Source organism: Streptosporangium sp. NPDC000509 (assembly GCF_042898365.1).
Classification (GTDB): Bacteria; Actinomycetota; Actinomycetes; order Streptosporangiales; family Streptosporangiaceae; genus Streptosporangium.
Window position 1 is genome coordinate 14,797 of the sequence record NZ_JBIAYX010000006.1, and the last position, 22,593, is coordinate 37,389.

At 69.5% G+C, this 22,593-nt stretch carries 22 protein-coding genes; 14 read left to right on the forward strand and 8 right to left on the reverse strand.

Translation table 11 applies throughout. The annotated features are described in order from the left end of the window. Positions 1-137 precede the first annotated feature (137 nt). The gene (locus ACFY3D_RS12750; RefSeq protein WP_389978497.1) at positions 138-2,486 is read right to left on the reverse strand and encodes a glycoside hydrolase N-terminal domain-containing protein; all 2,349 of its coding nucleotides are present in this window, start codon (positions 2,484-2,486) and stop codon (positions 138-140) included. A 158-nt stretch (positions 2,487-2,644) separates the two neighbouring features. On the opposite strand from ACFY3D_RS12750, the gene ACFY3D_RS12755 reads away from it, so the two are divergent. From ACFY3D_RS12755 to ACFY3D_RS12765, 3 genes are read left to right on the forward strand one after another with little or no spacing between them, the layout of a single operon-like run. Next, a complete protein-coding gene (locus ACFY3D_RS12755) occupies positions 2,645-3,490 on the forward strand; it encodes a fumarylacetoacetate hydrolase family protein (protein WP_350950244.1) in 846 nt (281 codons plus the stop codon). Between the two features lie 27 nt (positions 3,491-3,517). After that, entirely contained in the window at positions 3,518-4,264 is a 747-nt protein-coding gene (locus ACFY3D_RS12760) for an SDR family NAD(P)-dependent oxidoreductase (RefSeq protein WP_389978501.1), read from the forward strand. 42 nt (positions 4,265-4,306) lie between these two features. Continuing rightward, positions 4,307-5,242, forward strand: a complete 936-nt coding sequence (locus tag ACFY3D_RS12765; RefSeq protein WP_389978504.1) for an aldo/keto reductase — start codon at positions 4,307-4,309, stop codon at positions 5,240-5,242. 239 nt (positions 5,243-5,481) lie between these two features. On the opposite strand, the gene ACFY3D_RS12770 is transcribed toward ACFY3D_RS12765, so the two are convergent. Beyond that, on the reverse strand, positions 5,482-5,967 hold the full coding sequence (locus ACFY3D_RS12770) for a hypothetical protein (protein WP_389978507.1): 486 nt from the start codon (positions 5,965-5,967) through the stop codon (positions 5,482-5,484). Positions 5,968-5,972: 5 nt separating this feature from the next. Then, positions 5,973-6,431: a hypothetical protein gene (locus ACFY3D_RS12775; protein WP_389978510.1), complete on the reverse strand. Its 459-nt coding sequence runs from the start codon at positions 6,429-6,431 to the stop codon at positions 5,973-5,975. A 404-nt stretch (positions 6,432-6,835) separates the two neighbouring features. On the opposite strand from ACFY3D_RS12775, the gene ACFY3D_RS12780 reads away from it, so the two are divergent. After that, entirely contained in the window at positions 6,836-7,189 is a 354-nt protein-coding gene (locus ACFY3D_RS12780; RefSeq protein WP_389978513.1) for a YciI family protein, read from the forward strand. A gap of 8 nt (positions 7,190-7,197) precedes the next feature. Continuing rightward, positions 7,198-8,415, forward strand: coding sequence for an RNA polymerase sigma factor (locus ACFY3D_RS12785; RefSeq protein ID WP_389978516.1), 1,218 nt, complete (start codon positions 7,198-7,200; stop codon positions 8,413-8,415). A gap of 159 nt (positions 8,416-8,574) precedes the next feature. On the opposite strand, the gene ACFY3D_RS12790 is transcribed toward ACFY3D_RS12785, so the two are convergent. The 4 genes from ACFY3D_RS12790 to ACFY3D_RS12805 form a co-directional block, all read right to left on the reverse strand. Further along, the gene (locus ACFY3D_RS12790) at positions 8,575-9,249 is read right to left on the reverse strand and encodes a FadR/GntR family transcriptional regulator (RefSeq protein WP_389978519.1); all 675 of its coding nucleotides are present in this window, start codon (positions 9,247-9,249) and stop codon (positions 8,575-8,577) included. A 37-nt stretch (positions 9,250-9,286) separates the two neighbouring features. After that, positions 9,287-10,306 carry an MBL fold metallo-hydrolase gene (locus tag ACFY3D_RS12795; protein ID WP_389978522.1) on the reverse strand — a complete coding sequence of 340 codons (1,020 nt, stop codon included), beginning with the start codon at positions 10,304-10,306 and terminating at the stop codon, positions 9,287-9,289. A 143-nt stretch (positions 10,307-10,449) separates the two neighbouring features. After that, positions 10,450-11,607, reverse strand: coding sequence for a steroid 3-ketoacyl-CoA thiolase (locus ACFY3D_RS12800; protein ID WP_389978525.1), 1,158 nt, complete (start codon positions 11,605-11,607; stop codon positions 10,450-10,452). 171 nt (positions 11,608-11,778) lie between these two features. Further along, on the reverse strand, positions 11,779-12,387 hold the full coding sequence (locus ACFY3D_RS12805; RefSeq protein ID WP_362508246.1) for a TetR family transcriptional regulator: 609 nt from the start codon (positions 12,385-12,387) through the stop codon (positions 11,779-11,781). A 298-nt stretch (positions 12,388-12,685) separates the two neighbouring features. Here ACFY3D_RS12805 and ACFY3D_RS12810 point away from each other — a divergent pair, with 298 nt between their 5' ends. The 8 genes from ACFY3D_RS12810 to ACFY3D_RS12845 all read left to right on the forward strand — a co-directional run bounded on the left by ACFY3D_RS12810 (position 12,686) and on the right by ACFY3D_RS12845 (position 19,747). Beyond that, entirely contained in the window at positions 12,686-13,780 is a 1,095-nt protein-coding gene (locus tag ACFY3D_RS12810; protein ID WP_389978528.1) for an acyl-CoA dehydrogenase family protein, read from the forward strand. Next, positions 13,780-14,934, forward strand: coding sequence for an acyl-CoA dehydrogenase family protein (locus ACFY3D_RS12815; RefSeq protein WP_389978531.1), 1,155 nt, complete (start codon positions 13,780-13,782; stop codon positions 14,932-14,934). The genes ACFY3D_RS12810 and ACFY3D_RS12815 overlap by 1 nt, the downstream gene beginning before the upstream one ends. Beyond that, complete coding sequence (locus tag ACFY3D_RS12820) at positions 14,931-16,112, forward strand: bifunctional MaoC family dehydratase N-terminal/OB-fold nucleic acid binding domain-containing protein (protein ID WP_389978535.1); 1,182 nt, start codon at positions 14,931-14,933, stop codon at positions 16,110-16,112. The genes ACFY3D_RS12815 and ACFY3D_RS12820 overlap by 4 nt, the downstream gene beginning before the upstream one ends. Then, on the forward strand, positions 16,112-16,522 hold the full coding sequence (locus ACFY3D_RS12825; protein WP_389978538.1) for a MaoC/PaaZ C-terminal domain-containing protein: 411 nt from the start codon (positions 16,112-16,114) through the stop codon (positions 16,520-16,522). The genes ACFY3D_RS12820 and ACFY3D_RS12825 overlap by 1 nt, the downstream gene beginning before the upstream one ends. Before the next feature lie 140 nt (positions 16,523-16,662). Further along, positions 16,663-17,835, forward strand: coding sequence for a lipid-transfer protein (locus tag ACFY3D_RS12830; protein WP_362899251.1), 1,173 nt, complete (start codon positions 16,663-16,665; stop codon positions 17,833-17,835). Between the two features lie 262 nt (positions 17,836-18,097). Beyond that, positions 18,098-18,514: a hypothetical protein gene (locus tag ACFY3D_RS12835; protein ID WP_362920918.1), complete on the forward strand. Its 417-nt coding sequence runs from the start codon at positions 18,098-18,100 to the stop codon at positions 18,512-18,514. Between the two features lie 2 nt (positions 18,515-18,516). Beyond that, positions 18,517-18,753, forward strand: coding sequence for a helix-turn-helix transcriptional regulator (locus tag ACFY3D_RS12840; RefSeq protein WP_389978542.1), 237 nt, complete (start codon positions 18,517-18,519; stop codon positions 18,751-18,753). A 13-nt stretch (positions 18,754-18,766) separates the two neighbouring features. Further along, positions 18,767-19,747 (forward strand): NAD(P)-dependent alcohol dehydrogenase, encoded by a 981-nt coding sequence (locus tag ACFY3D_RS12845; protein ID WP_389978545.1) that lies wholly within the window; start codon positions 18,767-18,769, stop codon positions 19,745-19,747. A 265-nt stretch (positions 19,748-20,012) separates the two neighbouring features. Here ACFY3D_RS12845 and ACFY3D_RS12850 read toward each other — a convergent pair whose 3' ends face one another. Continuing rightward, the gene (locus ACFY3D_RS12850) at positions 20,013-21,098 is read right to left on the reverse strand and encodes a glycoside hydrolase family 19 protein (protein ID WP_389978548.1); all 1,086 of its coding nucleotides are present in this window, start codon (positions 21,096-21,098) and stop codon (positions 20,013-20,015) included. Between the two features lie 479 nt (positions 21,099-21,577). On the opposite strand from ACFY3D_RS12850, the gene ACFY3D_RS12855 reads away from it, so the two are divergent. Then, complete coding sequence (locus ACFY3D_RS12855; RefSeq protein WP_389978551.1) at positions 21,578-22,561, forward strand: helix-turn-helix domain-containing protein; 984 nt, start codon at positions 21,578-21,580, stop codon at positions 22,559-22,561. Positions 22,562-22,593 lie beyond the last annotated feature (32 nt).

Genomic DNA, 22,593 nt, shown 5'->3' on the forward strand with positions numbered 1-22,593 from the left:
CACGCGTTCGCCGAAAATCCATCGCGAACGTGGCGATCGCGGGACTTTTCGCTGCTCCCGCCTTCCGCTCCGGGCACGCCGAGTTACCGAGTGCCTGAGCGGGCGCTCGGCGATTCTTCTTTCTGGAACGTGTTCTATTACGGTAAGGGGGTCTCGTCAAGTCGGAGCCCGCACGGCGGCCGCGATCGGGGGACGGCGAGCTTGACGATCGTGTAGGACCCGCCGGCTTCGGCGTCGATGGTGATGACGTCACCGTCGCGACGCGGGGTGACGATCCCGCCGCGCTCGTCCTCGACGTGGTGTCGGCCACCGACCATGGCGGCGCGGACCCTGAGGGGGCCCGACGTCCCGGCGTGCACGGTGACCCTGTCGGCGTCGCCGTCCCGCCACGAGACGTCCACGGTCACGTCGCCCCGGGCGCGCAGACCGGTCACCGAACCGGTGGGCCAGGCGGACGGCAGCGCGGGCAGCACGTGGACCGTGCCGTGCCCGCTCTGCAGCAGCATCTCGGCCATGCCGGAGGTGGCGCCGAAGTTGCCGTCGATCTGGAACGGCGGGTGGGTGTCCCACAGGTTGTCCAGAGTGGAGCCGCCGAGCTGTTCGACGAGCATCCTGTGCGCGCGGTCACCGTCCAGCAGGCGGGCCCAAAAGTTGATCTTCCACGCCTTGCTCCAGCCGGTGCCGCCGTCGCCCCGCGCGGTGAGCGAGATCCTGGCCGCCTCGGCCTCCGGGGTGCCGGCGACGATCTGCCGTCCGGGGTGCAGTGCGAACAGGTGGGAGACGTGCCGGTGGGTGTCGCCCGGGTCGTCGAGGTCCTCCTTCCACTCCTGGAGCTGTCCCCAGCACCCGATGCGGATCCCCGGGTCGAGTGTGGCCAGCGCGGCCGTCACCTCGGCCTGGAAGGCCGTGTCGGTCCTCAGTGTCTTCGCCGTCTCCAGGGTGTCGGTCAGCAGTTGGAAGACGATCTGCTGGGACATTGAGGCGCCCGCCGTGAAGTCGCCGTGCTCGGGGGAGTAGCCGGGGGAGACCACCAGCCTGCCGTCGCGCGGGTCGGTGTGGAGGGTGTCCAGCCAGAACTCGGCCGCGCCCTTCATCACCGGGTACGCGGTCTCGCGCAGATACTCGATGTCGCCGCTGAAACGGTAGCGGTCGTACATCCGCAGGGTGAGCCACGCCGCCGCCTCGGGGAACCAGAACGCGGTGGCCCAGTCGTGCACGCCGGTGAAGCCGAACGGGTTGGTCTCGTTGTGCACCACCCAGCCGCGCGCCCCGAACATCTCCCGCGCCGTCCTCTCACCGGGAGCGACCAGCGACCGGATGTAGCGGTCGTACGGCTCGGTCGTCTCGGCGAGGTTGGTCTGCTCGGCGAGCCAGTAGTTCATCTGCAGGTTGATGTTGACATGGTAGTCGGCCGCCCAGGGAGGATCGATGGAATCGTTCCACACGCCCTGCAGGTTCGCCGGGAGCGACCCCTCTCTGGAGGAGGCGATCAGCAGGTAGCGGCCGTAGGCGAAGAACATCGCCTCCAGCGCCCGGTCGTCGGCCGAGGCGCCGCCGGTGTAGGCCGCGCGCAGCCTGTCGGTCGGGACGGCAGGGGGCCTCTGCCCGAGGTCGAGCCCGACCCGGTCGAACAGCCTGCGGTGGTCGGCCCGGTGCTCGGCCCTGAGCTCCTCGTACGACCTGCGGGAGGCTCCGTCGACCGCCCCGGTCACCGTGGCGTGCGGGTCCGCGGTCCGGTAGGCCGGGTAGACGTCGGAGTAGTCGGTGCCCGCAGAGAGGACGAACACCGCGCTGTCGGCGCCCGTGACGGTGATCTCGTCGGTGCCGTCGGTGCGGGTGCCGCCCCGGGCGATCACCTGGACCTGCGCCTCGAACCTCATGCCGTTGTCGGCGAGGACGCCCCTCACGGTGAGGCGGCCCTCGGAGACCGAGACCTGCCCGTCGTCGCGGGGAGAGGAGGTGCGCAGCGTGAAGGAGACCTCGCCGCCCCTGTCGGCCGAAAGCCTGCCGACGACGACGTTTCCCGGGTGGCTGGCGAAGTACTCGCGGGAGTGGGTCACCCCGTTCGCGGTGTAACCGACCCTGGCGACCGCCTCGCGCAGGTCCAGCTCCCTGCGGTAACCGGTGACGGCGCCCTCGGGGAACTCGGGGCCGTCGTGCATGTCCAGCCAGAGGTCCCCGAAAGTCTGGTAGGCGCCGAATCCGCTCCTGGGTTGCCCGAGCCTCGCCGCCACCGCCTCGGGGGACATCGCGCCGTCGCGGTCGATCCGCGCCCTGATCTCGGCGATCGCGTCCGGCCTCGGGGAGGTCCAGTTGCCGAAGTCGTAGCCGTTCGCTCCGGGGCCGCCGGCCCACAGCGACTTCTCGTTGAACTGGATCCGCTCGCCGCCGACGCCGCCGAACACCGTGGCACCCAGCGCGCCGTTGCCGATCGGTAACGCCTGGGTTTCCCAGTCGGCGGCCGGTCTGTCGTACCAGAGCGTCAAGTCATCGGGTGTATTCGAGCGCGTCACGTCAAACCTTCCAGCCGCGGTTCCCCCTCGATGGTGGAGGAGATGTTTCGATCGGTGAGGGTTGACACCGAGGTTTGGTGTCGTTAAACATCACGGAACAAGACATCCGATGTATCAGTGAAGGGTACGGCGTGAAGCTACTGCGAGTGGGACCCGTGGGCCAGGAGCGCCCGGCCGTCCTGGACGAGGCCGGTAACCTCCGTGCAATCTCGGAAACCGAGATCGACGGGGCTTTCTTCGCTTCGGGAGGCGTGGCTCGGGTCCGCGAGGCACTGGAGCGGGACGATCTTCCCGTGCTGGACGCCGAAGGGCTGCGGATCGGCGCCCCGATCGCGCGGCCCGGGAAGATCGTGTGCATCGGCCTCAACTACATCGACCACGCGACGGAGACGAACGCCGCCACCCCGGCCGAGCCGATCGTCTTCATGAAGGCGCCCAACACGATCGTCGGGCCCGACGACGAGGTGCTCATCCCCAGGGACAGCGTGAAGACCGACTGGGAGGTCGAGCTGGCCGTCGTCATCGGCGAGACGGCCCGCTACGTCGAGACACACGAGGAGGCGCTGTCCAAGGTCGCGGGCTACGCCATCTCCAACGACGTCTCCGAGCGCGAGTTCCAGCTGGAGCGCGGCGGCCAGTGGGACAAGGGCAAGTCCTGCGAGACCTTCAACCCGCTCGGTCCCTGGCTGGTCACCCCCGACGAGATCCCCGACCCGCAGGCCCTTGGCCTGCGCCTGTGGGTGGACGGGGAGCGTTTCCAGAACGGCGACACCAAGAACATGATCTTCACCGTGGCGGAGGTGATCCGCTACCTCAGCCGGTTCATGGTCCTCGAACCCGGTGACCTGATCAACACCGGCACCCCGGCGGGCGTCGCGCTCGGCCTGCCCGGCACGCCGTACCTGCGCGCGGGGCAGGTCGTGGAGCTGGAGATCGACGGACTCGGGCGCCAGCGGCAGACCATGGGACAGGCGTGAGCGACGAAACGGTACGGAGGTCTCTCAATGGGTGAGTTCGACGGCATGTGCGCCCTGGTCACCGGCGGCGGATCCGGCATCGGGCTGGCCACCGCCACCCTGCTGGCCGAACGCGGGGCGAGGGTGGCCTCCCTCGACATCAACGCCTCCGGTGGCCCGTTCGTCGAGGTGAGGGCCGACGTCACCGACGAGGAGGCGGTCAGTGCGGCCGTCGCCGAGGCCGTCGAGCGGCTCGGTGGCCTGGACATCCTGGTGAACAACGCCGGGATCGGCGCCGCAGGGACGATCGAGGACAACCCCTACGAGGAGTGGGCCAGGGTGATGGACGTCAACGTCCTGGGCATCGTCCGGGTCACCCGGGCGAGCCTGCCGCACCTGCGCCGCTCGGAGCACGCCGTGATCGTCAACACCTGCTCGATCGCGGCGACGGCGGGACTGCCCCAGCGGGCGCTCTACAGCGCGTCCAAGGGGGCGATCCAGTCGTTGACGCTGGCGATGGCGGCCGACCACGTGCGCGAGGGCATCCGGGTCAACTGCGTCAACCCGGGCACCGCCGACACCCCCTGGGTGCAGCGCCTGCTGGACGCGGCGCAGGACCCGGAGGCCGAGCGGGCGGCGCTGGAGGCCCGCCAGCCGATGGGCCGCCTGGTGAGCGCCCCGGAGGTCGCCGCCGCGATCGCCTACCTCGCGAGCCCGCTCGCCTCGGCCACCACCGGCACGATCCTGGCCGTGGACGGCGGGATGCAGGGGCTCAGGCTCCGGCCGAAGTCGTGACAGGGATTCCGGCGGGATCGCAGAAACGGAACGGAGCAGGCGGTGCGGGTTAGCAGGTACGGCTTCGGCGCGGCCCCGATCGGGAACCTGTTCTCGGCGGTCGGTGAGGACGTGGCGCGCGCGGCGGTGGACGCGGCCTACGAGGCGGGGGTCCGCCTGTTCGACACCGCGCCCCACTACGGGCTCGGCCTGTCGGAACGACGACTCGGCGCCGCCCTGGCGGAAAGGCCCCGCGACTCCTACACCCTGTCCACCAAGGTCGGACGTCTGCTCGTGCCCGCCGCCGGCGAAGGCCCCTTCGGCCGGGACGACCAGGGCTTCGACGTCCCTGCGGACATGCGCCGGGTGTGGGACTTCTCCCGCGACGGGATCCTGCGGTCGCTGGAGGAGAGCCTGGAGCGGCTCGGCCTCGACGCGGTCGACATCGCCCTGATCCACGACCCGGACGACCACTGGGAGCAGGCCGTCTCCGAGGCGTACCCGGCCCTCGCCGAACTGCGTGACCAGGGCGTCGTGAAGGCCGTCGGGGTCGGCATGAACCAGACGGGGATGCTCGCCGCGTTCGTCCGCGAGACCGGCGTCGACACGGTCATGCTCGCCGGGCGCTACACCCTCCTTGACCGGTCGGGGGAGGAGGAGTTGCTGCCCCTGTGCGCCGAGCGCGGCGTCTCGGTGCTCGCCGCCGGGGTCTTCAACAGCGGACTGCTCGCCACCCACGACCCGTCGGGCACCTACGACTACACCCCCGCCCCCGGACCGCTCCTGGAGCGCGCCCGCCGCATCGCCGCAGTCTGCGAACGCCACGACGTCACCCTCCCCCAGGCGGCCCTCGCCTTCCCCCTGCGCCACCCGGCCGTCGCGAGCGTCGTGATCGGCGCCCGCTCCGCCGCCGAGGTCATCCGCAACGCGGAACTGGCCGCCAAACCCGTCCCCGAAGTCCTCTGGAGCGACCTCACCACCGAGGGCCTCATCCCCTGAGCCGCTCGGCCCTCGTCGGACAAGGTAGAACTCGGGCCGAATCACGGGCAGCGTCATGGTCTGGCGAACAAACGAGGGGAACGATGAACCGCCTCCTCAAGCTTGTTGACGAGGCGGTCCGTGTCGTCTTCTCATTCCCCGCGATTTTCAGAGAAGAGGAGGGTTCGATAGCGGACGTCTCCTGTTACGCATCGGATTGTCCGGACGACGTCGCGGCGAGAGACTCGGCTCCGAGAGAACTATGCAGGCGCGAGCTCGGACCCTGCGGCCTCCAGGCCCGCGAACTTGGCGCGGATGCGCTGCTCGGGATCTGAGACTTCGTTGACGCTTCGTATGATGCCGTTGAGGAATTCTTCGACCGTGGCTGAAAGATCTTCCTCTACCCTGTTGCGTGTCCACTGGTCGATGATTCGATCGTCCTTGGCGAGGGTGAGGACTGCTTCCCTGCCTCGGAACGTGGCCTCCACGAACTCCCGCATCTCATCTGCCGACGCAAAAGTGATCACAGAAGTCTGGTCGGCTTCCTCGGGCTCAAGGCAGACGTAGGCCCAGGCGGAGAGACCGTGAGAACTCTCCAGGACCTGGGTGAACAGCACCGACTGGTCGTTCAGGCGGAAGGTTCCTGTCAGCGGGATCTCATACTCGTGCCAAACGTCGAGTTCCGTCGCTTCTGGCCTGGGCCGCCAAGGGAATTGTCCGCGTTTGATCATTAAGTCCAGATTCATCCGCTTTACCTCCCGTCTTCTGTGTACCCATTGAAGCAGTCGACGAAGCTCTTCGTCACTGCGGGGGGCCAGGGAATCTTCTGCAGGTTGATGGGATCTTCCGCTGGCCAGATCACCGAGACATGTTGGCCGGTGGCGCCACACGCTGTGCGTATGCGCCCTGGTGTGTGGACCACGGCGAACCCTCCGCTCCGTAACCTACCTGCCGTGGTGCACCTTACTGCGGCAAGCTCAAGATCTCTGGTGTTTATTATTTTTCGCCGGTATCTGCTGGCGGCTTCCACGGAGAGTCGACCCGTCAGGAGGGAGACCTCTCGCTCCATCTCGTATCTTGGCTCATCGAAGAAGTAGCCCATATCGAACGTATGGTGAGTAAGTATCACATCATCTGATATGCACAGCCAGGGCGTTTCGGTCGCTCTGCATGCTTTTCTTCGTACATAGGAGCTGTCGGGCTCTCGCATGTCCACCAAGATTATAGACCGGGTTTTGGGGTGTCATGAGATCGCTACAGAATCTCAAAAACCCTTCTATTGGGCGACATGAAAATTGCCCGAAATATCTACAGAATCCTTTTTGTCCGCCCTTAATGGGGATTGGGTCGAGGCTTTGCAGGCGTACATCGCTGCCGGCCTGGACATAGGGGAGAATCTCAACCGTGCGCAGGCCGAGCCACCCTCGCGCATCGATCAGAGCGTCGCGAGGCCCGTCGGCGGGAATCCTGCGGCGCGGTCGCTTGTCGCCGGACGGGGCAAAGGGGTCGGAAGTATTTTCGCGGGAGCGTCGTGGCCGGTGTCGATTTCGTCGGACGCCGTTCGTGTGAAGGGTAGGAAGGCGGCGATGGTGCCGCACCGGCCCAGGAGGCGCGATGAAACAGTATCTGCTCAGCATCTATCAGCCCGACGGAGGCGTTCCAGCGCCCGAGGTGCTGGAACCGATCGTAAGAAACCTGGGCGAACTGGAAGAGGAGATGCGGGCCGCCGGCGTGTGGGTCTTCTCCGGTGGACTGCACGCCCCGGACACGGCGACCGTGATCCGCGTCAAGGACGGTGACACGCTCATGACCGACGGCCCGTACACCGAGGGCAAGGAACACCTCGGCGGGTTCACCGTCATCAGGGCGCCGGACCTCGACGAGGCGCTCGAATGGGGACGCAGGCTCGCCCTGGCGATCGGCCTTCTCCCCGTCGAGGTGCGGCCGTTCCAGGGTGAGGCGGGCTGACGTCCAGGATGGAGGGCGTTCCCGCCTCGGAGATCGACCGGGTGTTCCGCGCGGAGTACGGGCGCGCGGTCGCGGTCCTGGTCCGCCTCCTCGGTGACATCGACCTCGCCGAGGAGGCGGTCCAGGACGCCTTCACCGTGGCGGTACGGCTGTGGCCCTCCACCGGCCTGCCGCCGAACCCGGCGGGGTGGATCATCACGACCGCCCGCAACAGGGCGATCGACCGGTTCCGGCGGGAGGCGACCCGCCAGGACCGCCATGCCCAGGCGGCCCTGCTGTACGCCGGTGACGAGCCATGGGAGGAGGGCGCGGTGCGCGACGACCGGCTCCGCCTGATCTTCACCTGCTGTCATCCCGCGCTCTCGGCCAACGCCAGGGTCGCGCTGACGCTGAGGCTGCTGGGCGGGCTCACCACCGCCGAGATCGCCCGGTCCTTCCTGGTCCCCGAGGCGACCATGGCCCAGCGGATCGTCCGGGCGAAGAACAAGATCCGCGCCGCGGGGATCCCGTACCGGGTCCCGGCCGAGGCCGATCTCCCGGACCGGCTCAGGTCCGTCCTGGCCGTGATCTACCTCATCTTCAACGAGGGGCACACGGCGAGCTCGGGCGAGCGGCTGGTCCGCGAGGAGCTCTGCGCGGAGGCCGTCCGGCTGGGAAGGCTTCTGGCCGAGCTCATGCCCGACGAACCCGAGGTCATGGGGCTGCTCGGGCTCATGCTGCTCGTCGAGTCCCGCCGGGCCGCCCGCACCACGCCGGACGGCGACCTGGTGCTGCTGGCGGACCAGGACCGGAGCCGATGGGATCGCGACCTGATCACCGAGGGCCAGGCCATCGTGCGCCGCTGCCTGCGGCGCGACCGGCCGGGCCCCTACCAGATCCAGGCCGCGATCAACGCCGTGCACAGCGACGCGCCGACCGCGGCCCTCACCGACTGGTGGCAGATCCTGGCGCTGTACGACCGGCTCCTGGCTCTCGTCCCCAACCCGGTCGTGGCACTCAACCGCGCCGTCGCGGTGGCCGAGGTCGACGGGCCGCAGGCGGCGCTCATCCTGGTCGAGGACCTCGACCTCGATGACTACCACCTGTTCCACGCCGTCCGCGCCGACCTGCTCAGGCGGCTGGGCCGTACCACCGAGGCGGCGCGGGCCTACGAGGTGGCGACCGCCCTCACCCACAACGAGGCCGAGCGCGATTTCCTGCGGCGCAACCGCGAGGCACTCGCCTGAGTCCGGCGCCTGTCCGTGCCTGTGCGGGCTCGTGTCTGCGCAGGCTCGCGCTTGTCCGGGTCGGGCGTTTGTCGTGCTTCGCCTGCCCTGCCGCTCCCGGTCGACCTGTACCGGTGCGGACGGGGACCACCGAAGCGCGCGAGACGGCCGCGGGGATCGTCAGGTGAGGGTCTTGCGGAGCCACTCCTCGACCCCGGCGATGTGGACCGTGGCCCAGGCCCGCGCCACCTCGGGCTGGCGGGCGGCGATGGCGTCGCAGATCGCGGCGTGCTGCTCCAGGGTCTTCTCCTGGGCGTTCTCCTGGGTGAGGCCCCGCCAGATCCTGGCCTTGGTGGTGGGGCCGGAGAGACTCTCGATGAGGGAGCACAGCACCGCGTTGCCGGAGCCCGCCGCGATGCGCTGGTGGAACTCCAGGTCGTTGGACACCATCTGCTCGACGCTCGGATTGGGAGGCAGCCCGTCGAGGATCTTGCGCAGCTCGGTGATGTCGGACTCGGACATGTGCTCCGCCGCCATCGCGGTCGCCGCGGGCTCCAGGATCCGCCGCACCTGGAAGAACTGCAGCACGGTGTCGTCCTGGTGGAAGTCGACCACGAACGACATCGCGTCGAGCAGGAGCCTGGGCTCCAGGCTGGTCACGTACGTGCCGTCGCCCTGGCGCACGTCCAGCACCTTGATCAGGGCCAGGGCCCTGACGGCCTCGCGCAGGGAGTTGCGTGACAGGCCGAGCCGATCGGCGAGGTCGGACTCCTTGGGCAGTTTGCTGCCCGGGGCGAGATCGCCAGACAGGATCATCTCTTTGATCTTGTCGATAGCGGCGTCGGTGACCGCCACTCCGCACCGTCCTCAGGTCGCGCCAGACATCCGATGTCTATGAGTGTATGGCGAACCGCACCGGATCCACCCCCGTCACGCGGCGGACGATTCCGCGTACCTCCAGCGTGCGCAGGTGGGCCGCGGCCTCGCCGGCGGCCATCCCGCGCAGTACGGCGGGGAAGTCCTTCCAGGGGCGGTTCCAGGTCATGCGTTCGGCGATCTCCCAGATGGTCAGGGGCTCCTTCTCCTCACCGAGCAGGGCGGCGAGCCGTCGGAGCTTCTCCTCGTGGTGGATGTGGATCTCCGTCGCCCGAGCCGCCGTGTCCTGAAATATCCATTCATGGGCTGGTAGGGCCTCGAGCTGTCCCATTCCCTTCACCTTCTCCAGCGACTCCAGGAAGTCGCTGAGCGGATCCACGTCCGCACGGTCGTACGGGTAGATCCCGATGTGCGGCGTGATCGCCGGCAGCACGTGGTCCCCGGTGAAGATCCGGTCGGCGTCCTCCAGGTGCAGGCAGATGTGGCCGGGAGTGTGACCGGGCGTCCAGATCGTCCGGAGCCTGCGCCCCGGCAGGTCGATCAGGTCGCCGTCGGTGAGAACGCGGTCGGGGAGCGCGGGCGGCCGCGGCCGGTTCCCCCTCGCCTCCTCCACCTCGACGGTTCCCGCTCCCGCCCGGCGCAGCATGTCGGCCTGGAAGTCGCGCTGCGCGTCGCCCTCGAACCGCCGCATGAAGTCGATCAACGCGGCGTCGGCCTCGTGCATCGCGATCCACGCGCCGGACTCCTCCCTCACCTGGCCGGCCAGCCCGGCGTGGTCGGGGTGGAAGTGGGTCACGACCACCCCGCGCACGTCGCGGACGTCGATGCCGACCGCCCCCAGCCCGTCGCGCAGCGCCAGCCACGCCTCAGGGGCGTTCCAGCCCGCGTCGACCAGGACGGGACCCGCCGGGGACTCGATCGCGTAGACCAGCGTGTAGCCGAGCGGGTTGCCGGGGATCGGGACGGGCACGCTCCACACCCCGCCACCGGTGTCGAACGGACGCTGCTCGCTGTACGGCCTGCGGCGGGTTTTCAACGCTGTGCTCCTTGTACGACCTGCGGGGGGGCAACGGTGGTGCTCCCCACCGGCGCCACGCGGGGCGCCTCGGGTTGGCGGCGCCTCAGGTGCGCCTCGGGTGACCGGCGCCACGGGGAGACGCCTCAGGGTATCGGCGCCGCTCAGAGGCGCTCCAGGATGGTCGCGGTCGCGAGCGCCCCGCCCGCGCACATCGCCACCAGCGCGGTCGAGGAGTCGGACCGCTCAAGCTCGTGCAGGGCGGTGGTGATCAGTCGGGAACCGGTCGCTCCGACCGGATGGCCGAGCGCTATGGCGCCGCCGTTGACATTGACCCGTTCCATGTCTGGCTTGTGCACCGACGACCAGGATAAGACCACCGAGGCGAAAGCCTCGTTCACCTCGAACCTGTCGATGTCGGCCGTGCTCATCCCGGTCGAGGACAGGACTTTGGCGGTCGCGTCCACCGGCCCGTCCAGGTGGTAGTACGGCTCGGAGCCGACGAGTGCCTGGGCGAGGACGCGGGCCCGGGGCCGCAGGCCGTGCCGGGCGGCGGCCTCCTCGCTCATGAGCAGCACCGCGGCCGCGCCGTCGGAGATCTGCGAGGAGGTGCCCGCCGTGTGCAGGCCGCCCTCGCCCATGACGGGCCTGAGCCCGGCGAGCCCTTCGACGGTGGTCTCGCGCAGCCCCTGGTCCCTGTCGACGACACGGGTCTCGCCGGTGGGCGCACCTTCACGGTCGAGGACCGGCGCGGTCACCGCGACGACCTCCCGGTCGAAGCGGCCCTGGGCCCACGCCTCCGCGGCGAGGCGCTGGGACCTGGCGCCGAACCGGTCGAGCGACTCGCGGGTGAGCCCGCGCCGCCGCGCGATCCGTTCCGCGGCGGTGAACTGGTCGGGCAGGTCGAGGTCCCAGTCGTCGGGCCGGGGGGCGGCGGGCAGCACGTTGGAGCCGAGCGGCGCCCGGCTCATCACCTCGACGCCGCAGGCCACGCCGACGTCGATCACCCCGGCCTGGATGAGCGCCGCGACCAGGTGCACCGCCTGCTGCGAGGAGCCGCACTGCGCGTCGATCGTGGTCACCCCCGTCTGGTACGGCAGCCCGGCGTAGAGCCAGGCGTGCCGTCCGACGTGGCCGCCCTGCTCTCCGGCCTGCGTGACGCACCCGGCGAAAACCTGTTCCACGGCGGCGGGGTCGATGCCCGACCTGCCGATCAGACCGGTGAGCGCGGCGGCGAGGACCGCCTGCGGCTTCAGCCCGGCGAGCCATCCGTTGCGCCTGCCGATCGGGGTTCTCACTGCCTCGACGATCACCGCACCCATAACGATCTCCTCGCCATCCGGCCGGGAGCTCGCGCGCACCGGACGGCCGTCCTCGCCGATCCGCCCGCCCGCGCGTCACTCCAGAACGTCGCTCTAGTCGCCTTCGGTAGCGACTGTAACGGGTTCTAATTTCAGGTGGAAGGCGGGGTGGGGTTTCTCGCGGAACGCCTCTCAGCCGGAGGCGGAGGGCTGGAAGTCGGCGAACAGGCGTCCGGCGGCGATCTCGATGCGGCGCTGGATCTGCTCGTACGTGCGCCGGCCCCTGAGCATCTCCATGAGTTCGTGCACCCAGACGCTGGACAGTGAGCCCGCGAGGGCGAACTGCTCCTCGGTGGCGGTCTCGGCGGTGAGGTCGGCTCCGGCGACGCGGAGCAGCAACCCCGCCATACGGTCGCCGAACGGTATGTCGACATCGGCCATGATCAGCGAGCGGATGAGCGCGTCGGCGAGCTCCGGCTCGCGCATCAGGCCCCGGGTGGCGCGCATCAGCACGTCGACGGCCCGCCCCGAAGCCGTCGTGGCGCTGGGCGGGCGACGCTCGATGCTGGTCTCCAGCAGGTCGATCTCCTCACCGACGACGGCGACGACGAGATCCATCTTGGAGGGGAAGTATCGGTAGAGCGTTCCGAGCGCGACCCCGGCGCGCTCGGCGACGGTCCGCATCTGCATCGCCTCGACGCCACCTCGTGAGGCGAGGGCGGCGGCCGCCTGGACGATGCGCTTGCGCCGCTGGTGCTGGCTCCTGGTGCGGACGCTCGTGGGTGCCGACTCACTCTGCATGCCGGGTGCCCCCTCGGTGATGGCCGGATCGGCGCCGCTCGGGGCGTGCCTGCCGGTCCGGCGCGGGGTGACCGGCGTGTCGGTGGTCACGTGCGGAGTGGGCATGAGAACACGTTATCTGATTTAGGGATACTCCGATGGGTTACTCGCCGGTCACAAAGATGGCCCGCGCTTACATGGCATATGCGATGCGGCGGTTATGCGGTGACTTGTTGCCATAGGCCGACTCTGGACACAGAATAGAATCTGTTCTACTTTCCGGAAGGGTGACGCGGCCGACAGAAACCCTGGAGCGCCAGTGGACTTCAATCTCGACGAGACACAGACCGACCTGCGCGGACTCGCGGTCGACCTCCTCGGCAGGGAGGTGACCCCGGCCAGGCTCGAAGCCCACGAGAAGGGGGACGCGCCCTACGACGCCGCACTCTGGCGCTCCCTCGCCCAGGCGGGACTGCTCGGCGCCTGCCTGCCGGAGGAGGCCGGAGGCGCGGGGCTCGGGCCGGTGGAGATGGCGGTCGTCCTGCGGGAGATCGGCGCCCACGTGGCCCCGGTCCCCGCCGAGCAGAGCCTCGTCGCGGCGCAGGTGATCACCAGGTACGGCTCCGGGGAGCAGCGCGAGGCACTCGCCCCGCTGGCCGACGGCGAGATCTCCCTGGCTGTCGCCCCCTCCGAGCCGGGGCGTGCCTTCGGCGACTTCGGTGCCCCGCCGCTCACGACCGCCCGCGAGGACGGCGCCGGATGGGTGCTGGACGGCGCCAAGGGCACGACGCCGTACGCCGCCCAGGCCGCGAGGATCCTCGTCCCCGCCGCCACCGCCACCGGGGTCGGCCTGTTCCTGGTCGATCCCGCCGAGGCGGACCTGCGGCCGGTGCCGACCTCCACCGGCGAGCCCGCCGCCACGCTCGTCCTGGAGGGCACCCCCGGTGAGCCCGTCGGGGCGCGGGACGGTGCGGCAGCCGGTGGCCTGCGAAGACTCGCGCTGGCCGGGAACATCGCCGTCACCTCCGGGGTGCTGGCCGGCGCGCTCGCGCTCACCACCGAGTACATCAGGACGCGCAAGCAGTTCGGCCGGGCGCTGGCCGAGTTCCAGGCGGTCACCGTGCAGATCGCCGACGTCTACATCGCGGGGCGGGCACTGGACGTGGCCGTGTGGTCCGGGGCGTGGCGGCTCGCCGAGGGGGCGGACGAGGAGGCCGAGACGGACCTGGCCGTCGGCGCCCTCACCGCGACCGACCAGGCGCTGCGGGCGCTCTACACCTGCCAGCACCTGCACGGCGGTATCGGGGTGGACGTGACCTATCCGCTGCACCGCTACTTCGCCTGGGGCAAGCACCACGCCCACCTGCTGGGCGGGGTGGAGGCCCGGCTCGACACGATCGGAGCGCTCGTCTGATGTTGATCGACCTCACCCCCGGCCAGAAGAGGCTCCGCGACGAACTGCGCGAGTACTTCCGGTCGTGCCTCAGCGCGGAGGAACGAGCGCGGATCTCCGCCGACCCGTTCGGCCACGCCTACATGGAGCACTGCCGCGCCCTCGGCCGCGACGGCAAGCTCGGACTCGGCTGGCCCAAGGAGTACGGCGGCGGCGGGTACGGCCCGCTGGAGCAGCAGATCTTCGCCAACGAGATCGCCCGCGCCGAGGTGCCGTACCCGATCATCACCGTGCAGACCGTCGGTCCGACCCTCATGCAGTACGGGACGGCGGCGCAGAAGGAGTTCTTCCTGCCGCGCATCCTGGCCGGGGAGTGCCACTTCGCGATCGGCTACAGCGAGCCGGGGGCGGGCACCGACCTCGCCTCGCTGCGCACCGCCGCGGTCCGCGACGGCGACCACTACGTCGTGAACGGGCAGAAGATCTTCACCTCGGGCGCCCACTACTCCCACTACATCTGGCTCGCCGCCCGCACCGACCCGGACGCGAAGAAGCACCGCGGGATCACGATGATGATCGTCGACTGCGCCGATCCCGGCTACTCGTGGACCCCGATCGTCACGATGGACGGGAACCACCACACCAACTCCACTTACTACTCCGACGTGCGGGTGCCGGTGGACATGGTCGTGGGAGAGGAGAACAAGGGCTGGGACCTGATCATCAACCAGCTCAACCACGAGCGGGTCACGCTCGGCCCCGCGGGCAACATCGCCCACACCTACGACCGGTTCCTCGCCTGGGCCCGCCGTACCGGCACGATCGAGGAACCCGCGGTACGCAGGGCGCTCGGCCAGGTGTACGCCTATTTCAGGACCAACGAGCTGCTGAACTGGCAGGTCGCGGCCAACATGGACCTCGGCTGGCTGGGCGCCCCCGACGCCTCGGCCACCAAGGTGTACGGCTCGGAGCGGTTGCAGGACGTCGGCAGGATCGTCGGCGAGGTCCTGGCACGCTTCGGCGACCCGTCCGACCCGGAGACGGCGGACCTGATGAGACGCGTGGACCGTGGCGCGAAGGGCGCGCTCGTGCTCACCTTCGGCGGCGGCGTCAACGAGGTCCAGCGCGAGCTCATCGCGATGCTCGGCCTGAGCCTGCCGAGGCCGCCCCGATGACCGGGACACCGCCGGAACCCCCGGCACCCGAGCCCGCCTCCCTGCACGAACGGCTCACCGCCCTGGCGGAGCGGCAGATCGCCGAGGGGGAGGTGCTCGGTGTCGCGGAGACGGACCCGGTGAACCTCCCGATGATCCGGCACTGGACCGACGCCATCGGCGACACCAACCCGCTCTACACCGACCCCGAGGCCGCCGCGGCGGGAGTGCACGGGGGGATCGTGGCCCCACCGGCGATGATCCAGGTCTGGACGATGCCCGGCGTGGCCGGGAACAGGAAAAAGCGGGCGGGTACCCCGATCGACGCGGTTCTCGCGATGCTGGACGAGAACGGCTACACCGGGGTGGTCGCCACCAACTGCGAGCAGACCTACCACCGCTACGTGCGGCTCGGCGAGTTTCTGGTCCCGGCCACCCGGTTGACCGGCATCACCGGCCCGAAGCGGACGGCGCTCGGCAAGGGCTACTTCGTCACCTGGAACATCACCTGGTACGCCGACGGCGAGGCCGTGGCCGACATGCTGTTCCGGGTGCTGAAGTTCCGGCCCTGGCAACGTGCCGAAGGGCCGGATGAGAACACGCACACCACCGGCGAGAACGAAGCCGCACCGAGCGGGAACGGATCCGCGCCCACGGAGAACGGCACCTCCGAAGCTTCGCCCACTCGGAGCCGACCCGCGCAGGACGCGCCCGCGAACGTGCCCGCCGAGGAGGCGCTCGCGAGGGACGTGCTCACGAAGGACACGCCGGAGACACGGGAGGACGTGTCCCCCCGGCCGCCGTATCCGCTGAGACCCGCGGTCAACGCCGACACCGCCTTCTTCTGGGAGGGTGTCGCCGCCGGCGAGCTGCGGATCCAGAAGTGCGCCGACTGTGGCGAGCTCCGCCACCCGCCGGGGCCGGTCTGCCCCTCGTGCCGTTCGACCGCCCGCACGTTCGTGACGGCGAGCGGCGAGGGGGAGGTCTACAGCTACGTCGTCCACCACAACCCGCAGGTGCCGGGGCTTCGTACGCCTTTCGTGGTCGCCGTGGTGGAACTACCGGAAGGCGTGCGGATCGTGGGCAACGTGGTGGACTGCGCCGCTTCGCGGGTGGGTATCGGTATGCCGGTGCGCCTGACGTACCGCCGGATGGACGACGAGCTGATCCTGCCCATGTGGGTCCCCCAGGAGGCGTGATGCGGACACTTACCGACGACGAGGTGCGGGTCGGAGCTCCGCTTCCCGAGCTCGCGATCGACCTGAGCCCCACCGTGGTCGTGTCGACCGCACTCGCGACCATGGACTTCACCCCCGTCCACCACGACGTCGAGATCGCGCGGGCGCAGGGGTCGAAGGACATCTTCCTCAACATCCTGACCACCATGGGTCTCGTCGAGCGCTACGTCACCGACTGGGTAGGACCCGAGGCCATCATCCGTGGCATCAACGTCAAGCTCGGCGTCCCCGCGTACGCGGGCGACCGGCTGTCCTTCACCGGCAGCGTGGTCGCCTGCGAGGACGGCGAGTTCACCGTCGAGGTCCGGGGCGGGGTCAGCCTAGGCGCCCACGTCTCGGGCACCGTCAGGTTCGTCCTCCCCGCCCGCTGACCGCGCCCCGGCGGCTGCCGAGAGCGGAGACCGGGGAGGCGGGACCAGCCGAAACGACGGAAACAGCCGTAAACGGAAGGAACGGCCGGGAACGGCGGAAACGGCGAGAACGGCGAAAACACAGAAAGGCCCTCACCACCGTGGTCTCCTTCTCAGGGAGTACGGCCGTCGCCGGGATCGGCGCGACCGAGTTCTCCAAGCGGTCAGGCAGGTCCGAGCTCCAGCTCGCCGCCGAGGCGGTGTTCGCGGCGCTCGACGACGCGGGCCTCGCGCCCTCGGACGTGGACGGCCTCGTCACCTACACCCAGGACGCCAACCAGGAGATCGCCGTGGCCCGCGAAGTGGGCATCGGCGACCTGTCGTTCTTCTCCCGCGTCCACTACGGCGGCGGCGCGGCGTGCGGGACCGTGCTGCACGCGGCGATGGCCGTCGCCACCGGGGTCGCCGAGACCGTGGTCTGCTACCGGGCGTTCAACGAGCGCTCGGGGAACAGGTACGGCCAGCCCGACGCCCGCGTCGCCGGCGAGCCCTCGTCGCAGGGCCTGGAGATGAGCTGGCACGTGCCGTACGGGCTGATGACCCCCGCGGCCTGGGTCGCGATGTTCGCCCGACGCTACATGCACACCTACGGCGCCACCTCCGAGGACTTCGGCCGGGTGGCGGTCGCGATGCGCAGGCACGCCTCCACCAATCCCGCCGCGTGGTTCCACGGCCGCCCGATCACCCTGGAGGAGCATCAGGCGTCCAAGTGGATCGTGGAGCCGCTGCACCTGCTCGACTGCTGTCAGGAGAGCGACGGCGCGGTGGCGCTGGTGGTCACCTCCGCCGAGCGGGCGAGGGACCTGCGCGAGGCGCCCGCCGTGATCACCGCCGCCGCCCAGGGTTCCGGCGCCGACCAGATGATGATGACCAGCTACTACCGCGACGACATGACCGGCCTGCCGGAGATGGGGGTGGTCGGTCGTCAGCTCTGGAAGCAGTCGGGGCTCGGGCCCTCGGACGTGCAGACGGCGATCCTGTACGACCACTTCACCCCGTTCGTCCTCACCCAGCTGGAGGAGCTGGGCTTCTGCGGGCGCGGCGAGGCCCGCGACTACGTGGCCGGGGGCGGTATCGAGATCGACGGACACCTCCCGGTCAACCCACACGGCGGCCAGCTCGGTGAGGCGTACATCCACGGCATGAACGGGATCGCCGAGGCCGTCAGGCAGATCAGGGGCACCTCGGCCAACCAGGTCGCCGGGGTGCGGAACGTGCTGGTCACCGCGGGCACGGGGGTGCCGACGAGCGGGCTCGTCCTGTCGTCGGGGTGACCTGAGGCCCTGTGGAGAGGGCCGAGGCCGGGCGTGGACCGGTGTCGGTCCCGGCCGCCCGGTGTCCCGTGTCCCGCCTCGGGGTTCTCGGTTCTCGGTGTCCCGGTTTCGGTGAGGCGTCTGGTGCACCTCGGCGGTGTTCGCCGTTCCATAGAGGCGTCCTTGCGATCCCCCGACCAGCGGGAAGTTAATAATTCTTGACATCATGTCTGCTCTGTTTTACGTTTCATCATGTCTACTTTGTTTTACATGGGGAGCGGGCATGTCAACGGAAGAGAAACGCGTGTGGGTCTACGCCGTGGTCGCGATCGGCGTGCTCGCGGTCTACGCCACGATCATCCTCGGGAGGGTCCGGGAGGTCGGTGTCGCCGAGGTCGACTACGTGTGGCCGATGATCACGGCCATCGGTGCCGCGATGGTCGCGAACATGGTCGGCAACATGTTCGCCGGGACCGCCCCGCGCGGTGAGGTGGAGAAGGACGAGCGCGACGACGACATCCACCGGCACGGCATGCGGGCCGAGTTCTACGTCCTCGCCATCGGCGTCGTGGGGGCCCTCGGTCTGACGATGGCGGAGTTCGAGCACTTCTGGATCGCCCACGCGCTCTATCTGGCGTTCGTCCTCTCGGCCCTCTCCTCGTCGGTCGTGAAGATCGTCGCGTACCGCCGGGGGTTCTGAGCATGGTCAAGCCCACCAAGATCACCAATGCGATCCGCTCCCTGCGGTTCGCCACCGGGGAGATGACGCAGGCGGAGCTGGCGGAACGCGTCGGCGTGACCCGTCAGACCGTGATCGCCATAGAACAGGGGCGCTACTCGCCCTCGCTGGAGATGGCCTTCAGGATCGCCCGCGTGTTCGGCGTCCCGATCGACGAGGTCTTCCAGTATCCCGACACCGACTCGCCGAAGGGGACGTAAAACGATGAAGACCATGAAGACGATGAAGGCAGTGGCCAGAGACGACTACTGCTCGCCCGACGCGCTGCGACTCGGCGACGTCGACCGGCCGGTCGCGGGGGAGGGCGAGGTGCTCGTACGCGTCCACGCGGCCGGCCTCGACCACGGCGTCTGGCACGTCACGACGGGCCTGCCCTACGTCGTCCGCGCTGCGGGCTTCGGGCTGCTCAGGCCGAAGAACCGCCTCCTCGGCATGGACGTCGCCGGCCGCGTCGAGGCGGTCGGCGAGGGCGTGACCCGGTTCGGGGTCGGTGATGAGGTGTTCGGCACCTGCGAGGGTGCCTTCGCCGAGTACGCGTGCGTTCGGCAGGACAGGCTGGTTCCCAAACCCGCGAACATCACCTTCGAGCAGGCCGCGGCGACCCCCGGCTCCGCCTACGCGGCCCTGCAGGGGCTTCGCGGCGGAGGACCGGTGCAGCCGGGGGCGAAGGTGCTGGTCATCGGCGCGGGCGGGGGCGTCGGGACGTTCGCGGTGCAGCTGGCCAAGGCGTTCGGCGCCGAGGTCACCGGGGTGTGCGGCACGGCGAAGACGGACCTGGTCCGGTCGATCGGCGCGGACGAGGTCGTCGACCACACCCGTGAGGACTTCGCGGACGGGAGGCGCCGCTACGACCTCATCCTCGACACGGGGGGCAATCGCTCGCTGTCCCACCTGCGGCGCGCCCTCACCCCTCGGGGAACGCTCGTCATCGTCGGCGGCGAGCGGAAGGGACGATGGATGCAGGGCACTGACCGTCAGCTCCGGGCGATGCTGCTCTCGCCGTTCGTGGGGCAGAAGCTGTGCGCGCTGATGCTGCGGGAGAGCGAGGAGGACCTCCTGTTTCTGGGGAAGACCGTCGAGGAGGGCAAGGTCACGCCGGTCGTCGACCGGACGTACCCGCTGGGCGAGCTTCCCGAGGCCATCCGGTATCTCCGGGGCGGTCACCCGAAAGGCAAGGTCGTCATCACCGTGTGAGGCGCGGCGGAGGGCGGGTCGGGGAGAGTGCGTGAGAAGGGCGCGGCCGGGGGGCCGCGCCCTTCGTGTCACGCGCGTGGATCGTACGCGTGGAGCCACCGCCTCACGGGTTCGCGCGCTCGGCGGGACGTTTCCCGGAAACCGTGCGCCCGGTTGGATACAGGGCGCGCGGCGGCCGTCGGAGAACCGGTGTTCGGTTCGTTCGGGGCCGGGCCGTCGGGGAACCGGCTGTTCGGTTCGTTCGGCGGCTCGCGAGTCGGGGAGCTCAGCAGCTCAGGTTGCCACCGGGGGTGGTGCCGAGGATCTGCACGAAGCGCTGGTAGGTGCTGATCCGGCTCTGCACCTGCGCCGGGTTCCTGCCGTTGCACTCCAGGCTGCCGTTGATGCTGCGGATCGTCTCGCCGAAGCCGCGGCCGTTGACCATCGCGTTGTGCGGCGTCATCGTGCCGGGACCGTTCTGGGTGTTCCAGTACCACAGGGCGGTCTTCCAGGCCACCGACGCGTCGTTCTGCACCAGGTACGGGTTGCCGAGCAGGTTGATGCCGAGCGCGTCGCCCGCCGCCTTGTAGTTGAAGTTCCAGCTCAGCTGGATCGGGCCGCGCCCGTAGTAGGCCGACTGGCCCGCGGGGCAGCCGTACGACCGGCTCGTGTCGCAGTAGTGCGAGTAGTTCGCGGTGTTCTGCTCGACGATGTGGACCAGGCCGCCGGTCTCGTGGCTGGCGTTGGCGAGGAAGGCGGCGGCCTCCTGCTTCCTGACGGTGTCACTGCCGGTCTTCGCGAAGCCCGGGTAGGCGCTCAGCGCCGCGGTGAGGCCGCTGTAGGTGTAGAACGAGTTCCGGTTCGGGAACATCTGGTTGAACTGGGCCTGGCTCACGACGAAGCCCGAGGTGGGAGGGTTGGTGGGCGTCGTGCCGCAGGTGTACGGCTCCCAGTACCAGGTGCTGATCACCGGGTCGTAGCCGGGGTTCTCGTTCTTGGCGCGGTAGAACTGGCCGTTGGTGTATTTGACGATGCTCCCGGCGGCGTACCAGGTGCCCGCGACCCAGTTCGGGTGGTTGCAGTTGCCCGAGGGGGGAGGCGTCGTGCCACCGCCGCCGCAGGCACCCTGGTCGGCCCACACGTCGGCGGTGCCGGGGGTCTCGTTCTGGGTCCACCACTTCGCCGACCAGTTGCGGCCGTTGTGGGAGGCGGTCATGCCGCCGGTGTAGACCGCCGAGGACTTCCAGGCGGCGACGCAGGCCGGGGCGGCCACTGAGGACACTGCGGAGGCGGAGGCCGCGGGGAGGGCGACCGCCAGCACGCCCGTGACCGCCAGGGCGGCGAGGGCGGCCATGATTCGCTGTCTCAACACTTGATCACTCCTTCGTGCGACGGGAGCCGCAGAGGTTCGAGGCGCCACGCGACCGGGGCGCGAGCGGCTCACCCGAGAACCTTGCAGGCCCGGTCAGGGCGAGTAAGGAGGGGGTGCGCCGCATGATCGCTCCCGTGGGGGAAACCGGGGATGTGGGACGTCCGGACGGTCGGACTCCCGTGTGATGACGATCCGCGCCATCGAGGTTCGCGCAGCTCTTGGTTCGGGTCGAACGGTTGCCGGGGGCCTTCGAGGCACCCACCTTAAGTTTCTCTTAAGAAACTTTCCTAAGAGTTTCCGTGATACTAGTCCTGACAGGTCGCTGTCACAACCCGATGACACCTGATCGCCGTTGTCGCGGGAAGAATGCGCCCCGAATCCGATATGGCCCGCGTCCGGTTAATTCACATCAGTGGTGTAAGTCCGGTTAGACGATAGATGTAACTTTTATAGGCGTTTCGGATGTCATCATGTGCGTCATGTTGGAATCCCTCGGGCTCGATCCAATGGAGGAGCGCGTCTACCGGTTCCTGGTGGCCACGGCGGAGGCGGACATCGCCGACCTCATGGGGAACCTGGGCATCGACGCCCAGACGGTCGAGACGATACTGATATCCATGCGGGTCAGAGGGCTGATCAGGACGATCGGTCCCGGCAGGCGGCGGTTCGCCGCCGTGGCCCCCGACATCGTGCTGGGCTCGCAACTCCTGCGCCACCAGCAGGCGATCGACTGGGCGCGGCGTGAGGTGGACCAACTCTCCGAGGAGTACCGCGACAGCGTCCGCCGCCGCGACGCCGGTCGGCTGGTCGAGGTCCTGCCGAACCGCGCCGCGCTCCAGGGGTGCCTCGACCACCTGCAGGAGACGGCCCGCCACGAGATCCTCCACTTCTGCCGGGACCACGAGACCGTACTGCCCTCGGAGGAGAACCACGCCGAGTTCGCCGCGCTGCGCCGCGGGGTCGAGTACCGGGTGATCTACGAGAAGCCCCTGCTGGCGGAGGAGGGGATGCCGGCCGACATCGCGTACGCGGTAAAACTGGGCGAGCAGGCCAGGGTCATGTCCTGGCTGCCGGTGCGGCTGACGATCGTCGACCACGAGACCGCCGTACTGCCGCTCGTCCAGGGGGACGGAATTTCCGAGCAGACGGCGGCACTGATTCGCGGCGGCCAGCTGCTGGAGGCGCTGATCGCCCTCTTCGAGTGCTACTGGGAACGGGCGACCCTGCTGCGGATCGCCGAGGACGGAGCGCTCACCGAGGGGACGATGCCCTGCCCGCTCGGTCCCGACGACCTCTACCTGGTCTCGCTGCTGGTCGGCGGCGCATCGGACACGTCGATCGCCACCCAACTGGGGGTGAGCCAGCGGACCGTGCAGCGGCGCGTCTCGAACATCCTGGACGCCACCGGCGCACAGACGCGGACGCAGCTGGCCTGGCGCGCCGCCACCGAACACTGGCTGTGAGCGCTCGGCCGCGCGGCCGTACCTCGATTCCG